Origin of the sequence: Psychrobacter cibarius, from assembly GCA_030686115.1 — a bacterium.
GTDB classification, from domain to species: domain Bacteria; phylum Pseudomonadota; class Gammaproteobacteria; order Pseudomonadales; family Moraxellaceae; genus Psychrobacter; species Psychrobacter cibarius_C.
Genome location: CP131612.1, coordinates 2,888,431 through 2,904,721 on the forward strand (window position 1 = coordinate 2,888,431; position 16,291 = coordinate 2,904,721).

A 16,291-nucleotide genomic window follows, 5' to 3' on the forward strand; every position below is an offset into this window, starting at 1 on the left:
CGTAAATGATAATGCGTAATTATAATGAAAGATGGGTTGTTTTTTGGCTCTATTCATTGATAATGTGAATAGTCATGAGCCCATGACTTTTTGACCGTTAGTGACTTGATAGCTCTGTAGTATTTGAGCCGCTTGTTTTTCGTGCTATTTATCATTTATAAGGTTTGACTGTGCCCGCTTCCTCTTCTACTAGCATGCCTCTAGACTCAGCGCCTGTATCCAATCAGCCGCCTGATAATACGCTGCCACCGCCAAACCGACCAACGCCAAATCGCTTAAAACTCACTTACGATATCGTGATGATTATTGCCATCAGTATCGATCTATTATTGATTAGTATTGATGCTATCTTAATGAGTAGCTTTAGTAGCAATGCCGCAGGATGGCTCAGTATTAGCGATGCTCTCAATTGGTATCAAAATACCTTACATGAGCCTTTGCGTACCGCTGGTGGATTTTTTACCCTATTTTTGATTTTTGAGCTACTGCTACGTTGGGCGATTGCGATAAAACAAAACGTCTATTATCGCTGGTTTTTTTTTCCTTTTGTACATTGGTATGAAGTATTGGGGTGCTTTCCGCAGCTGCGTGCCTTACGTTTATTCCGAGCGGTCATCATTGGGCGACGCTTATACCAGCTTGGTTACCAAGTACTGCCGCAACCATGGATTAATCGAATTAGGTTCTACATCGATTTACTATTAGAAGAGCTGTCCGACCGCGTCATACTGACAACTATCCAAAACTTTCGGCAGCAACTGACCGATCCTAAAACGCATAAATCTTTTATTGAATCAACGATAACTCGTAATCGTAACGAGATTGAGGCAGCAGTGCTGTCGATACTGCGCACAGAGTTAGCACCAAAACTGCAGGAGTTGACAGCATCATCAGGTGGCGGCAGTATATTAGCCAGCGAGATGGGCAATGCTATTGAAGAGGGTTTGGCCAATACGCCTGAGCTGCGTCGCTACCTACGCATGATACCGATTGCCGGTAGCTTGATTGAATCACAGTTGCAACATATCGGTCACAATATAGGCGAAAACGTCGTTTACGCACTGAATAAACGCCTTCTAGACCCTGAACGCCTCGATTCATTGATGGTAGCGATTGCCAACGGCATTGCCAGTATCGATACGGATAATACTGCGTTAGATACCTTGATTTCGAGTATCATTGATGACAGTTTGACAGAATTTGAAGCGCAGGTAAAAGTGCAGCAGTGGAAGCATCAAGAGATGCTTCATCTATAATCCATACTGCTAATAGCACGCCCTGCCTACAAAAAACTAGACTTGGCAAGCAAATGAATGGTATGACTCGATAATAAAAACAACACCGTGAATACAGTGACAGTATTATCTCTTGAGGATTTATATATGACAGTTTCAGACAACGACAGCCAAGGCTCGAGCGCCGCGCCAGCATTACCAGCATTGGCATTTTATGGCAAGATGCTGACTTTTTCACGTTTGCAATTTAGCACAGATGATTTAAGTGCGATAGACGCCCAGCTTGCCGCTACGCTTAGTAATAAATCTAGCAATATCCCTATCCTTATCGATAGCGAGGTTGAACAAGATCTCTCAGCATTGGTAGAGCTTTTATGGTCGTGGGGCTTACAGCCTATTGGCGTCGTGACTGGTACACTAGATGCGCAAGCCCGTGAGCAGCGATTGGCCATCTTCCCTGCTGATGGCAAACGTATTGAGCGTATTTTACCTAGCAAGAAAGCTGCACCTCAAGTGAGTAAAGCTCCCGATGATAAACATACAGAATCAGCCAGCACCAATTCAACCAGCACCAATTCAACCAGTACCAATTCAACCAGTACCAATTCAACCAGTACCAATGATACTGCAGCCATCAGCGAGTCAAACACAGAAACAACGATAGCAACCACCACAGCAGAGACACTGGTGAGCGCTGAGCATATTACCAGCCTAATTTACGATCAAATGCTACGCTCAGGACAGAGCCTGAATCACGTGGGCGGTGATTTGATTTTGACCAATAGTGTCAATAGCGGGGCGGAAGCGATTACCGATAATAGCTTGCACGTTTACGGTCGTGCCCAAGGTCGCTTGGTTGCTGGCGCTACCGGTGACAAAGATGCCCGTATTTTTTGTCAAGTTTTTAACCCTTCTTTGGTGTCAGTGGCGGGAACTTATTGCTTACGAGACAACTTACCTGAGCACGTGATTGACAAATCTGTACAAGTAAGATTTGTAGAAGGTGAAGGCTTAGTATTTACGGTAATGGATGACGCTTAAATCTTTTACCGTTAAGAGCAATAGATGCGTCCGTGATTTTTATAAATGTAGACAGGCTAAGCCGATTTTCATCATACATGATGCTTAGCAAAAAACGTTTATTAGAAAATCTCAATAGTAGACGTTTAGACAGCGCATTTAATATTATAGTAAGTTTATTTAACAAAACTGTTCTATGATGAATCGCTAGCTCTGCCACTATCTACACTACTCGTCAGCGTCTATTTTATTATTCACAATAGGCAATATTGACCAGAAAATTCTAGGTAGCACCGCTTTGTGATCCATATATAAGCTGTTTTTCTGCTTTACTATGGACGTGCTATAAATTTTTGTTTATTTATGCTAGGCTACCTTCGCAGGTAGTGTATATATAGCATGTGAATAATGTGCAATTGCGCTATTTTTTTATATAAAAGATATCCCATTGATTCATAGGAGTGTGCCATTGTGGCGAAGATAGTTGTAATCACTTCAGGTAAAGGCGGTGTGGGCAAAACCACGACAAGTGCCTCTTTTGCCGCAGGTTTAGCATTGCGTGGCTATAAGACAGTCGTTATCGATTTTGATGTGGGTCTACGTAATCTAGACTTAATCATGGGTTGTGAAAACCGAATTGTTTATGATTTTGTTGATGTCATCACTGGTAGCGCACGCTTGTCGCAAGCACTGGTCAAAGACAAACAGCTTGAAAACTTGTATATCCTACCCGCCAGTCAAACGCGTGATAAAGACGCCCTGACAGACGAAGGGGTGGCAGAGGTTATGTCTGAGCTGTCTAAGCAGTTCGACTATATTATCTGTGATTCACCAGCTGGTATTGAGCGCGGTGCACAACTCGCCATGTATCATGCTGATGAAGCGATCATCGTCACCAACCCTGAGATTTCTTCAGTGCGTGACTCAGACCGTATTATCGGTATCTTGCAAAGCCAGACCAAAAAGGTTGAAGAAAACCAAGGCTCTGTACGTGAGCATTTGATTATTACTCGTTATAATGCGGAGCGCGCAGCCGCTAACGAGATGATGGACATTGATACCATTTCAAATGATATCCTAAAAGTTCCGTTACTTGGGGTTGTTCCTGAAAGTCACTCAGTGCTTGAAGCATCTAACCACGGTGAGCCTGTCATTCATTATACCGATTCAGTTGCTGGTCAATGTTATGATGACATCGTCGCCCGCTTCTTAGGTGAAGAACGCCCACTACGTCATATTGACGTGAAGAAAAAGAGTCTATTACAGCGCTGGTTTGGAGGTCAATGATGACGAAGAAAAAAGGATTTTGGAGTAGCCTATTTGGTACTGACGACAGTGGTAGCGCAGGTAGCGCTAATATGGCTACTGAGCGTCTTAAGGTTATCGTTGCGAGCGAAAATCGCTTAAACAACCGCTTAACAGCTGATCGTATCGAAAAAATGAAACGTGAGATTTTAGAAGTGGTCAACAAATACGTCAATGGCGTACAGATTGATGATGTGAATATCAATCATCGTTCTGAGGACAGCCTAGACGTATTAGAGATGAATATCAGTCTACCTGAACACAAAAAATAAGCGCTGTCTTAGAAAAACAAAAAAGCCCTAAGTATCATAACTTAGGGCTTTTTTATATGGCATGAAATAGTAAGTTTACCTATAGCAGCCTACGATTATTTTGATACTATTATTTTATACGCGCTATTAAATTGTCTTTTTTGACAAACTGATGATATAGAGCAGCAACGATATGAATAAGTGTGAAGGCAATAATGGTCGGCCAAATAATATCAGTATGCAGGTCATTATAAAAGCGTGCCAACCCTCTATCTGGTGTGACAAATACAGGGATTTGAAACAAGCCAAAAATATCGACGGGGCGTCCACCATAAACGGACATCAGCAAACCAGCTATTGGCATTGCAATTAATAAGGCATATAAGCCAAAATGCGACAGTTTAGAGGCTAATAACTGCCACTTTGGCATCGGTACAGGTGGCGGCGCCTTAATAAATACACGATTAAGCACCCGTGCTATCATCCAACATAACAAACTAATACCAAACGCTTTATGCAACCCAATATAAAGATTGTTATCCAGATTATCGTACAACAAAATCATTATCCAAGTAACCAACAGTAAAACTGCACTGATCCAGTGAAATATCCGGCTGCTGACTGGCCACTTTGACACATTTGAATTGCTACTATTCATGAGCTGTCCTATTACCCTCATCACTAATTATCTATCATCAATGTTATTGACAAAACAACCACTCATTCAACGATTAGCAATCATCAAAGTAATTGGGTAACCCTATTTCTCTGATAGTAGAAATAAACCCTGATATAAGCGAGAAGCTAACTGTCTAAATCGACCAATTGATGCGCAATTTTGTCTAAGTCGGGCACCAAATAAGCTTTATCATCGATCATAACCATTTGGAAAAGATAGGATAGCATAACGTTTTCATCAAAAGGTAGGGCTGTTTTGTCGCTGTCTATATTATCGGCATGCTTAGAGCTATTAAATTGCTCAGGAACGTCAATATCTTTAACCTCAGAAATACGCACTTGTCGCTGGTGCAGCTCGCCTGCCGTTTGTAAAGCTAAGCGATGATCGGTAGTATTACCCTCTAATACAATCATGGTATCTGGCATTTGATCCTGTGGTAGCAGGTGACATACCACTACCTTTTGCTGCTGCCATTCATAGGTTGCCGTGCGCTCATTATAATCATCCACACTCAAAATCAGGCTGCTTGGAATAAGCCAGTCAGGTTGGTCAAATGCTGGCACAATAGTGACATCAAGCATACCGTTATTTGTGGTCAGTAAACTCACTGCCTCAAACGAATGTTTTAAAATTTGTTTCATACATCGCTCACAATCAGTTAATGCAAAGAGGCTACTACTAATCTTTCATCAATATAATCTGTTAGTTTTTGTGCTAAATCCGCTGGACTGCCAATAAAACCACAATACCCTGAATCAATAATCGCCTGAGGTTGACTTGGGCAAGCGCTTAAGCTGGGATCTTGTACCCACAATTGACTGTTATTTTCTTGAATGAGATCCAGATACTGCGAACCATCATTACCCATGCCAGAAAATATAATATTGATAAGCTCGCTACCATAAACGTCGCTGGTGTTTTTGAGAATCTGACCAATCGCGGGCTTATACTCACCCTCCCAAGCTTGCTCTAGCAATATGACTCGACCGGTAGAGTCACAAACAATTTGCTTATCAATAGGAGCTATAAGACACTGACCTGCTCTTAAACGCTGCGAAGAAGTAATCACCTGACAATGCCAGTCATTATGGCGATTCAGGATGCGTGGCAGTGTGCCAATCATCGTTTTATTAAAATGGTGCGCCAGCAAAATACACACCGGTAGCGTCGCCGATAAGTTATCCAAAAATTCTTTTATAGCACTCGGCCCGCCCATAGAAGCACCCAAAAATACCACATAGCGCCAGTCTGCATCAGCATTATCAGGTTTGTGCACGGGTGCATCCATTAAAACGGGTAATGCCAGCATATGTGCCAGCTTACGCTTTAATTTGCGCTGCCATTTGGCATATTGCGGCGCTTCATTTAGATAAGGTGCTTGACTAAAACCCACCAACACCGCAGCAGGTTTAGACGCCGTGGTCGCGGCTACCACACTGTCGTCGTAATCACTATCTATTAGCCAGATGTCAATCGAGGTATCAGAGCGCCCCTGTTTTTCTTGCAGTTGCGCCCGTGACATACAGCCAACAAGGCTAAAACCACAGCTGCGTACAGTATCTGAAAAGGCCATACGCTGATGATGGTCTTCTGCCACTACCATCACCTTAATATCATCCTTGTTTTTTCCTCTTAGCGCCAAAACACGTGCATTATCCTTCATAAGTTAAGCTGACCTTTTGACCCAGTATGTGCTGGATTTTATTAAGTAGCTCTTGTTCTTGGAATGGCTTACCCATGTAATCGTTCACACCAATCTCCAGTGCACGCTCACGATGCTTTTCACCTGTACGTGATGTGATCATGATGATTGGGATATGTTGTAAGCGCTTGCTGTGTCTCACTTGAGTAGCCACCTCGAAACCATCCATGCGTGGCATCTCAATGTCGAGCAATATCATGTCTGGTATCATGTCTTGTAATATCTCAATTGCATCGACACCATCTTTTGCCACCGCCACAGTAAACCCTTGGCGCTCTAAGAAACGTGACGTCACTTTACGTACGGTAACAGAGTCATCAACCACTAAAATAGTAGACTTAAACTCTAAACGACTCCGTTTAGAATCAGCAGATTGCGAGATATTTTTGACCAACTGCGCATTACGCATCAAAGCAATCAGGTCTAAGATAAGCATTACTGAACCATCGCCCATGATAGTCGCTGCTGAAATACCTGGTAGATTCGATAACTGTTGTCCTAGAGGTTTGACCACGACTTCAATACGTGACCCTGCAATCTGATCAACCTGCAATGCAATATTTTGTCCGCTACGATTCTTAATGATAATGAGTGGCAAACTGGTATTGGTATTAACGACCAGCTCATTCAGCTCATTGCCTGACAAAATTTCATTTAAATAACGCACTCGATAATCAACATCTTCAAAGTTCAACGTTGCATCGCCTGACTGGTAATAGTCATAAAGCTTCTCTGGATTAATCCGTACCACACGCTCAATCTGTACCAAAGGTATCGCATAATAGCGATCCGCGGCACGCACAACCAATGCATCAGATACCGCAACCGTCAGTGGTAAGCGCATCGTAAAGCGTGAGCCTTTACCCAGCTCTGAAACAACTGATACAGCGCCACCTAATTGACGAATCTCGCTGATGACCACGTCCATGCCCACACCACGTCCAGAAATCTGTGTCACTTGTTTACTGGTACTCAGTCCAGCATGGAAAATATACTGCATGATATCAAGATCAGTTAGGCTGTTATCATTTGCATCAATCAAGCCTTGAGAAATGGCTTTATTACGAACGGCTTCTACATCGATGCCGCGACCGTCATCTATTAACTGAATGACAATCTCACTACCTTCTCGATTTACCTCAAGAGTAATACGCCCACTACGCTCTTTACCTGCTTTTAAACGCGTTGAGGTATTTTCGATGCCATGATCGACGGCGTTACGGAGCATATGTTCAAGCGGTGAAGTGATGCGCTCTAGAATGGTTCTATCCATCTCATCATCGGCATTGATGATCGTTAATTCAACAGATTTATTCAGCTCATTGGCAGTTTGTCGTACGATACGCTCAAGACGTGGCGTTAAGCGCGTAAACGGCACCATACGTGAATTCATAAGCCCATCTTGTAACTCGGTCTGTGTACGAGACAGCTGTAATAAAAGGCTTTCACTGTCTCGTGTTTTTTCTAATAAAGTATGATTAATATCAATCAAATCTGAGGCTGACTCTGTCAAAGATTTGGATAACTGATTTAAAGAAGAATATTGATCCATCTCTAGAGGGTCAAACCCTTCATGATTAATCAGCTCATCGTCTATCTGCGACAAGATCTGCGCCTCAAGCTCGATTTCCATTCGGCGTAACTGATCAGCCAAGCGCTGTACCGTAATACCCATATCTTCGATACTATTGGTCAAGCTACTCATGCCCATATCGATACGAGCACGGTTGATGGCTGACTCACCAGACAGGTTAATCATATGCTCGATCAAACCACCTGAGATACGAATCATCTCGTTATTATTGGCACTCTGATCTTCCTCACCCGTACTGCTGAGCATAGAAGGCATCTCACTAATATCTTTTGCCAGATACTGTGAGTCTTGCTGTTCTCTAGCAATAAAGAGCGCTTCATGCTGCGATTGTAGGGATTCTTTAGGGATTTGCTTTAAGCTGTCAGGATTTTTACTAAATTGCTGCAATGCCTCAATCAATAGTGCAGGCGTCGGTGGATTGACATGTTGTCTAAGGATAGAGATCGCATCAGCAAGCCAGTCATGACTGGCAACCAGCAACTCCAATACTTTTTTGGTAGCAGGACGACGATTATCTACAAAATCTGTGTAAACCGATTCCATTTCATGTGCCAGATCAGCGATACCAGCTGCGGTGACCATTCGTGCGCCACCTTTGATGGTATGCAAATCACGCTGCAATGCCTGTAATGCTGTCGTATTATTGGTATCTTTTAAGAACAGTTGCAGATACTTATTACGATTGGTGAGCTCTTCAGCTTCTTCTAAAAACACCGACAATATATCAGGATCTGGCAAACCATTCGCCCATGACTGTTTAATCATCATGTCTAGGCTCAAGGTATCCGATACGTCAGCGCTGAGGTGAGTGTTGTTAGTCACCCCGCTTTGTGCTTCAGGTTCGAAGTGGGTTTTCGGTATAGGTATGATTAGCTCTACCATTTCTGGCAAGGCTTGGGCTTTTACAAACTGTTGTAGTTGCTCAATCAGCGCTGAGGCAAAAAATGATTTTTTATGATTTACGATATGCAGTACTTGCAACGACATTGTGTCTTGCACTATTTGCATTATTTCAAGCCATTGTGCTGTCGGTATTCTTCTATTTTCTACGAATGCTTCATAGACACTTTCAGCTTCATGGGTCAGATCACCAATACTACGAATACCTGCCATTCGCGCACCACCTTTGATAGTGTGCAGATGGCGCTGTAAAACTTTTAGCGCATTTATATTGCTGATATCAGTACGCCACTTATTAAAACTCTCATCCAGCGCGGCATCAAGCTCTTGAGCTTCTTCTAAAAATATCTCTAATAGCTCAGCATCAGTATCAATAGATTCAAGCTGTAGCTCAGGTGCTGCAACGGCTCTCACGACAAAGACACTCTCATCACCATTGCTATCATCGTCTTGGTAAATACGTTGTAGATCTTCAATAACTTGTTGGTCAATCTTCAATGACGTGCTACCAGCCAATGCGTCGAACAAACCAACCAATTGAGCATGACCAGCGTGTAAAACCGCTTGGGTATCGATATTTCTTGCTGTATCAATATTATCTTTCAAATAGGCATAAGCGTGACCCAACTCATTAAGAATATAGGTGAATTTTGGAAACGCTTCTGCTTTATTGGCTAAGTAAGCTATTTGCGATATTTGCTGCGATATATAGCCCTGAACATGTGCTGTCTCAGAGTGATTAAGTGCGTCATCTAATTCCCACTCAGCATCCAATAGTTCATCAATATTATTATCTAACAACTGCTCTATCGTTGGTTTGTTATCAGCCGTGACCTTATCATCGCTAATGACGTATTGATCACCAAGCATGGCTTGCAATGAGGCTATGTCTTGCTGACTTTGCGCATCTTCGATCGATATATTTTGTGGCTGAACGTTTTGCTTGTAGTTGTTTAAATAACCGTCCATTAGCGTAGCAGACTTCGCCAATGCTTCTAGATGTTGAGCATTCATGGCAGTATCTTGCTGCTGCAGTAGCTCTAAGCTATGCTCTATCGTTGCGCTAACCTCGCTGATCGCTGCTAAAGCGCTAGAACCTGAAGCCCCTCGCAAGGTATGAAACGCGCGTACAATCTCATCCGTCACTTCAATATAAGACTGATCTTGATGCTCATCAACGAATTGGTCAATATCTTGCAACAGTCCTTCTGCTTCGTCGATAAAAATCTCACAAAACATTTTTTCTTCTTCGCTTTGCGGTGCTAAATAAATAGGCGCTTCTGCTATCATTTCATTGACAGAATTAATCGTCTGCAGCGTGGTATCTATCGCTGTATTAAGATTATCTTGGGTCGGGCTATGCTCATCAATAGCAGACGATAGTACTGACGCTTGGATGGTCTCATCCTCAGAACTATTTGATGCTTGCTCATACAAGGCAGAATAGCTAAATTCGTCCCCTTGCTGTTTGCTGTAGGCATTGGCGCATGCGATCCATAAAGGCACCATCACCGGATAGTTTTGGCTGTCATTTTCAAATACTGTTAGCATCGCAGGATAGGCAGCTAGCACATCAGCAATAAGCTGACGCATATCTGCTGAGACAGTCACACTATGATCCAAAATGCGATTAAGCATATTTTCTATAGCCCAAGCCAGCTCAGCCGTATAATTTGCACCGACCATACGACCGGAACCTTTTAAGGTATGGAACCCTCGACGAATATCCACCAATCCGCTTAAGTCAGCTGGCAATAATCGCCAATCTTCATATAAAGGTACAATCTCAGCCAATACTTCATCAGCTTCTTCTAAAAATATCTCTTTAATATCAGGATCGGCATCATGAGCATCTGCCGCTAGCTGCTCGGTTTCTTGCATAAAGGGTTCGAGTATCGCTGGAATATCAATAGCAGATAAGGAAGCAACAGCAGTGCTCTTTGTACTATCAGCAGTTGTCTCGTTTGACTCATTGCTCATGTCGAGAGCAGTTAGCAGTTCAGCATCATCATCGAATGGAGGCGATAGTTCTAATGCTGAGTCTGAATCAGCAGTGACAGCATCTAATATGGTCAGCCCAGCATTGATAGGTTGCTGTGTCATGAGATTATGGCTTTGTAGAATAGTAATAGCAGGATCAAAGCTTGGAGATTGCTGCGCTTCAAAATCTACCACTAATGCTGGTAGCCGTTTTGCCGTATCCATTACCAGATTTACGACGTCATCTGTGACAGGCAGCGTCTTATCTAAAAGACGATTGAGCAGATTTTCGATCGACCATGCCATCTCGCTGATGCTAAAAGCCCCAACCATACGTCCTGAGCCTTTTAAGGTATGGAACCCTCTACGCACTTCAGTGAGTGGGGTTAAATCCTTTGAATCTTGCTGCCAAATAGGTAAAAAGTCTTCTAAATCAGCAATTACTTCCGTCACCTCTTCGATAAAGATGTCACGAATCTCTGCATCCATCTCAAAATTATCAGGCTTAACTTGCTCACGAGCAAGCGTTAATGTTTCACTCTCGGTACTATCATCATCAGCCGTATCTTGCCCTACCACACGCTCATTATCTACATCAGTCAAAGCTTGGTTAGCAAAATCATTTTGACTATTAGCAGGAGTAATCTCGCCACTATCATCGTAACGCAATACGTTGGTCGCTACGGATTTTTGGGTAAGGAAAGTGTCTTTAATGGTCTCTGGCGATGCAATATAATGAGTAAGAAGTTGGGCGGCAGTCGCAGTATACTCATTTGCCCGCATTAATAGCTGCTGGTCAAAAACCTGCTGCGCAAGGTAGTCAAGCAACAATTCAATAGACGTTAGCCCTTCAGCCAATGCCTGAGTCACATCCCAACTGAGTACGTCAATCTCATGAATGGTCAATTGTGTAAATATGCTTGCCATATCATTCATGGTTTGACGAATTGATGGCAATCCCATGTCGGCAAAAGCATCACCAATATAGGTAAAATCAGCAGCAATGGGCAGTAAGTCAATGTCTTGACGCTGTACATATTCATGAAAGCTTTGTTTGACATCTTCTACCGCGATGCGCAGCTCACGTAAACTTCCACCAACAGAAGCCGTCGCAGGACTTTCTTCTGACTGCGTTTCAATAGCTTCAAACGTTGCAGACAATGTCGTAAAAGAAGCGGCATCCCCTATCTTGAGAGATATCGTCTGTTCAGTATGATAGATAGCGTTATATAGCTCTTGAAGCTGACGCTCAATCTGCCATTGTTCTTGTGTAAATCCTGTTTCTGATGATAGAGCCTGCTCTATGTCTGTAACAATTGCATGTATTTGCGACACATAATAAGTCCAACCTCGACCTTCGAGTTGACTTTGTATTTTCTGTAAAGGAACGAGAAGCGTGTCTGGCTTATCCAAAGTAAAGATAAGTGTCTCAAGTTCGCTGAGTATACGTGGTAAAAAGCGTGATCCCGTTGACGACGTTTGCGACAAATCATTTAGAAGTGACTGAGTGCGCTTGCTACTTTGAGCAAGGCTATTTAGTTCGATATACACCCTTATGATTAAGCTTCGAATAACGCTTGATGACAACTCAGCTTGCTGAGTGCGAGACTCTATTACTTGATCCAGCTGACTTAGCAATGACGCATAATGCTCAGGTAATGGGGTATCATTATGAGCAAGGTCATTTAGCCACAGTTCCGTTAAGTACCAAAGGCGTTGTAAGTCATCATGTTGAGTGGTCTGCCATAAGTATTGGCTGACTCTTTCTAGTGTAGTCAATAAGGACGGTTGATTGGTATTGGCACTCAATAACGCTTGTACTTGCTGTCGCCAAACCAGTAATAATTGTTGATAGTGATAATCAGCTAAATGCGTCGCCGTTCTATTCGCCGGCATCATCACTTCGATGCTATTGATACCATCGATAATATGATCATCGATAGCATGATTATTTAGATTCTTATGCTGAGTATTCGCCAAGCTGACCGAGATATCTGGCGCTACCCCCAGTTTCGATAGTGCTTGAGTAAGCTCCTCAGCAGCATTATCAATTAAAACGGTGTTGTGATTACCCATACCTGCGTATTGATTCAACTCACGCTGTAGTAAGCGATGAGAAAACTGGCCAATGCGGCGGTCGTTAGCAGAAATACGCTCGCGACTGCTCACATCTGCCAGCAAGCTCAGTTTATTGGCAAGATCTGCTAACAAATTAAGGCGAATCATCGTTAGCGCGCCGCCAACCTGATGATAATGTTGCACCATCTGCTCATAATCAGCGCTATCAGCGTCTAACTGCCAGCCATCAGATATCTGTGATAATTGCTGATTAAACAGTGGTAATAACCATTCAAGCGTCACTATGTCATTGGGCTGGTTTTTCATAGGGTTATCCTAACTTGTCTAGGCACTAATCTAGGCATTAATTTTTTGCCACACATTAACCTGTGGGTGCGCAATACGGCGCATATTTGAAGGACGCCAAAACAACGCCTCACCTGGAGCCAATATAATATATCCACCTAACGCACACTGCTCTGATAGCCTTGCCAAAATATCACGCTGATCAAACTTGCGAAAATATAGCAGCATATTTTGACAGATAATGACATGCTGAAGGTGCGAAGTAGGTGGTTTTTGCTCAATAATATTGTGTAAAGCGAAGCTAACATAGCGTCGTAACATTGGCGCAATCTGCCAGTCGGTCTGAGTGCCAGTCATCGCCTTTTTTGCGGTAGATACCTTATAAAAGTGCGATTGGCTGATATCACACTTAGCTCGCAATGGCTGAACGAACTGCTGGCACAGGTCTGGAATTAACGACTGCTGCCGCTTATCATACTGCCCTAGTCGTGCTTTTGTAATGGCTTGTTGGCTAACATCTGTACCCAATATCGTATAAGTAATTAATTGTTCAGAAGCCAAGCTCATCGCCAATGACCATGTTTCTTGCCCACTGGCACAACCAACACTCCAAATGCGAAATAAATCATTAGCATCATTGTTGTGACCACGATCAGTACTAGTGGCAGTAAGCTGCTGGCGCTGATGCTGTAATGCACACTTTGTGACAAAATCGATAGAAGGCATATGGCGAAAAAAACGACTTTCGTGAATCAGTACTTTATCCAATAACTGTTGGCGTATTTCATCATTATTTGGTAGTTGACACCACAGCTTTTCAACTGTCAATCCATGTGATAATGCCGTGTGTTCAATCGCATTTATCAACCATTGCAGCTGGACATTGGGTAGAACAAAACCTATCTCTTGTTCTATATATCGCTGCCACTGCTGCACATCAAAACTGTCTGCCTGCAGCAAACCCTTAATCAACGAGGGTTTGGCTGCTTTGATAGAATTGCTGTCTGGTTGAGTAAAATTATTCACGTCACCTGCTATAGTCACTGCTGCAAATCATCGTATCTGCACAGTATATTATTAACACATTAATTTAAAGACGGTCAGTGGTCTAACACCTACTTGACGTTAACACTTGTCATTACACACTTGCTGATAACGCTTCTTCGGTGTCCAACATCTCGTTTTCTAGTAGCTCATCATCGTTCGATACTTTAAAACCAGTGACTGACTCTTGCAATGCTGCAGCCATTTCGCTCAGCTCACCAATAGAGCGCGCGGTTGCCATTGTGCCAGAAGAGGTCTGTGAGGTAATATCTTGAATAATATTCATCGTATGAGAGATGTGACCAGCAGATTCTGCCTGCTGCAAAGCAGCGTTTGAGATGTTTTGAATCAAGTCAGCCAAGGTATTAGAAACGCTCTGCACTTCTTCTAGGGCTTCACCAGCATCTTTTGCCAAGCGTGCACCGCGCACAACTTCAGAGGTCGTCGATTCCATTGACATAACTGCTTCGTTGGTATCTGCCTGAATGGTTTTCACCAAGGTTTCAATCTGCTTGGTAGCGTTAGCTGAACGCTCAGCAAGACGTTGGACTTCATCAGCAACGACCGCAAAGCCTCGACCAGCCTCACCTGCCATCGATGCCTGAATAGCAGCATTCAATGCCAAAACGTTGGTCTGATCAGCAATATCATTAATCAAACCAACGATATCACCAATTTCTTGCGAAGACTCACCAAGACGCTTGATACGTTTTGAGGTCTCTTGAATCTGATCACGAATCACGTTCATACCTTCAATAGAGCGCTGTACAACTTCCGCTCCATTATGAGAGATGGCTACTGAGCGCTGAGCAACAGTCGCCGATTCTGAAGCGTTGTTCGAAACTTGGTCAATCGATACTGTCATCTCATTAATAGCCGCCGATACACCAGCAATTTCTTGTGCTTGGTGCTCAGATGCTTCAGCAAGTTCGACTGCATTCATCTGTGTTTGGTCTGAAGACTGCGAAACGCGGTCAGCCGTGTTGTTAATAACTAAAACCAATTGACGTAATTGGTCAATCGCAAAGTTCACTGAGTCAGCAATTGCTCCAGTAAAATCTTCTGATACGGTGGCATTAACCGTCAAATCGCCTTCTGCTAAATCACCCAATTCATCAAGTAGGCGTAGAATAGCAATCTGGTTACGTTCATTTTCTTCTTGAATTTGACGCGCTCGCTCAGATTCCGCTTCTGCTTCCTGACGACGACGCAAGGTTTCTTTTTCAATGAGTAGGCGCTCTGATCCCCCACGCTGCTTCAGTAACTGATACAGGGCAAAAAGGATGCCTAATACCCCTACGAAAAATATAATCGCTGGTAAAGTAACGGATTGGTTAAAATCAGCCAAGTACTGACTTACTGACGATAACGAATTGACCAGCCAAATCAGGCAGGCCACACTGATTAGCACAAAAAACCCTAACAATAACTTCCACTTGCTATTAGCGTCCTTGCCATCTGTTGTATTGGTCGTACCAGCTACAGGTTTCTTTATAACATCACTCATCGTACGTATTCCTTTCAAACAATCATCAAAGTCTCATCGTGACTGACTTTGACAATCTTATTGTTATAAAAACAACAGTGATTAGCAAAGCCTGTATGAATACTGACACCCAACCGTATCATGTCATTCGCTATTATTTCGTCATCGTTATAGCAGCCAGATAGCTGTTATCGACTGCTATATTGCAGCATCGGTATACTGCAAGTCTTGTGCGAGCAGGCTTGGCATAAAAACATACCAATCTTGCTCATTTTTAAAGAACTTACCGTGATTATAAGGAGCAAAGGGCGAATTAGGCTCTATAGCTTCGGCACGGTATTGATCATGCGTAAATTGTTCAATCCCAATAACTTGATCTACTAACAGTCCTGAAAAGAGATTGTCATGTTCAATGACAATGACTTTTCGTTGGCTCATTTGCGTTAAACGACTAGGAACCTGTAGAAACTGAGACAAATCGGTGATTGGCAATAGGCGTCCGCGAATATTGGCGATGCCTAGCATCCAAGGCTTCACTAGAGGCAAGCTGGTATACTCTGGCATGGCCAATACTTCTGATACTTGACCCATCGGTGCAACTAACCGCTGTCCGCCAATCTCGAATACCACACCTTGCCAGTCATACTCTTGTCCACCGCGGCGACCACTTTTGCGCGCGCGTGCCAAGTCTGCTAAACGCAGAAGCTCAATAAACCCTCTGGAAGCCACAA

11 protein-coding genes are annotated in these 16,291 nt (G+C 43.1%); 4 read left to right on the plus strand and 7 right to left on the minus strand.

The features are described 5' to 3' along the window. Positions 1-170: 170 nt before the first annotated feature. From Q6344_12335 to minE, 4 genes are all read left to right on the plus strand, one after another. Complete coding sequence (locus tag Q6344_12335; GenBank protein ID WLG13374.1) at positions 171-1,256, plus strand: hypothetical protein; 1,086 nt, start codon at positions 171-173, stop codon at positions 1,254-1,256. 126 nt (positions 1,257-1,382) lie between these two features. Then, a complete protein-coding gene (gene minC, locus Q6344_12340) occupies positions 1,383-2,276 on the plus strand; it encodes a septum site-determining protein MinC (GenBank protein ID WLG13375.1) in 894 nt (297 codons plus the stop codon). A gap of 450 nt (positions 2,277-2,726) precedes the next feature. Continuing rightward, positions 2,727-3,542, plus strand: coding sequence for a septum site-determining protein MinD (gene minD / locus Q6344_12345; GenBank protein ID WLG13376.1), 816 nt, complete (start codon positions 2,727-2,729; stop codon positions 3,540-3,542). Then, entirely contained in the window at positions 3,542-3,832 is a 291-nt protein-coding gene (gene minE, locus Q6344_12350) for a cell division topological specificity factor MinE (GenBank protein ID WLG13377.1), read from the plus strand. Before minD ends, minE begins: the two co-directional genes overlap by 1 nt. Before the next feature lie 109 nt (positions 3,833-3,941). Here minE and Q6344_12355 read toward each other — a convergent pair whose 3' ends face one another. The 7 genes from Q6344_12355 to Q6344_12385 all read right to left on the minus strand — a co-directional run bounded on the left by Q6344_12355 (position 3,942) and on the right by Q6344_12385 (position 16,289). Further along, positions 3,942-4,469, minus strand: a complete 528-nt coding sequence (locus Q6344_12355) for a cytochrome b (protein ID WLG13378.1) — start codon at positions 4,467-4,469, stop codon at positions 3,942-3,944. 146 nt (positions 4,470-4,615) lie between these two features. Continuing rightward, positions 4,616-5,131, minus strand: a complete 516-nt coding sequence (locus tag Q6344_12360; GenBank protein WLG13379.1) for a hypothetical protein — start codon at positions 5,129-5,131, stop codon at positions 4,616-4,618. Between the two features lie 17 nt (positions 5,132-5,148). After that, positions 5,149-6,153, minus strand: a complete 1,005-nt coding sequence (locus Q6344_12365; protein ID WLG13380.1) for a chemotaxis protein CheB — start codon at positions 6,151-6,153, stop codon at positions 5,149-5,151. After that, on the minus strand, positions 6,143-13,051 hold the full coding sequence (locus tag Q6344_12370) for an Hpt domain-containing protein (GenBank protein WLG13381.1): 6,909 nt from the start codon (positions 13,049-13,051) through the stop codon (positions 6,143-6,145). Before Q6344_12370 ends, Q6344_12365 begins: the two co-directional genes overlap by 11 nt. Before the next feature lie 30 nt (positions 13,052-13,081). Then, a complete protein-coding gene (locus Q6344_12375) occupies positions 13,082-14,056 on the minus strand; it encodes a CheR family methyltransferase (GenBank protein ID WLG13382.1) in 975 nt (324 codons plus the stop codon). Positions 14,057-14,168: 112 nt separating this feature from the next. Further along, on the minus strand, positions 14,169-15,581 hold the full coding sequence (locus tag Q6344_12380) for a methyl-accepting chemotaxis protein (protein WLG13383.1): 1,413 nt from the start codon (positions 15,579-15,581) through the stop codon (positions 14,169-14,171). Positions 15,582-15,758: 177 nt separating this feature from the next. Further along, complete coding sequence (locus tag Q6344_12385) at positions 15,759-16,289, minus strand: chemotaxis protein CheW (GenBank protein WLG13384.1); 531 nt, start codon at positions 16,287-16,289, stop codon at positions 15,759-15,761. Positions 16,290-16,291 lie beyond the last annotated feature (2 nt).

What these genes read in the sequence shown, in the direction of transcription:
- minC (WLG13375.1), top strand. Translation starts at nt 1,383, where the DNA reads ATGACAGTTTCAGACAACGACAGCCAAGGCTCGAGCGCCGCGCCAGCA.
- minE (WLG13377.1), top strand. Translation starts at nt 3,542, where the DNA reads ATGACGAAGAAAAAAGGATTTTGGAGTAGCCTATTTGGTACTGACGAC.
- Q6344_12355 (WLG13378.1), bottom strand. Translation starts at nt 4,469, where the DNA reads ATGAATAGTAGCAATTCAAATGTGTCAAAGTGGCCAGTCAGCAGCCGG.
- Q6344_12360 (WLG13379.1), bottom strand. Translation starts at nt 5,131, where the DNA reads ATGAAACAAATTTTAAAACATTCGTTTGAGGCAGTGAGTTTACTGACC.
- Q6344_12365 (WLG13380.1), bottom strand. Translation starts at nt 6,153, where the DNA reads ATGAAGGATAATGCACGTGTTTTGGCGCTAAGAGGAAAAAACAAGGAT.
- Q6344_12370 (WLG13381.1), bottom strand. Translation starts at nt 13,051, where the DNA reads ATGAAAAACCAGCCCAATGACATAGTGACGCTTGAATGGTTATTACCA.
- Q6344_12380 (WLG13383.1), bottom strand. Translation starts at nt 15,581, where the DNA reads ATGAGTGATGTTATAAAGAAACCTGTAGCTGGTACGACCAATACAACA.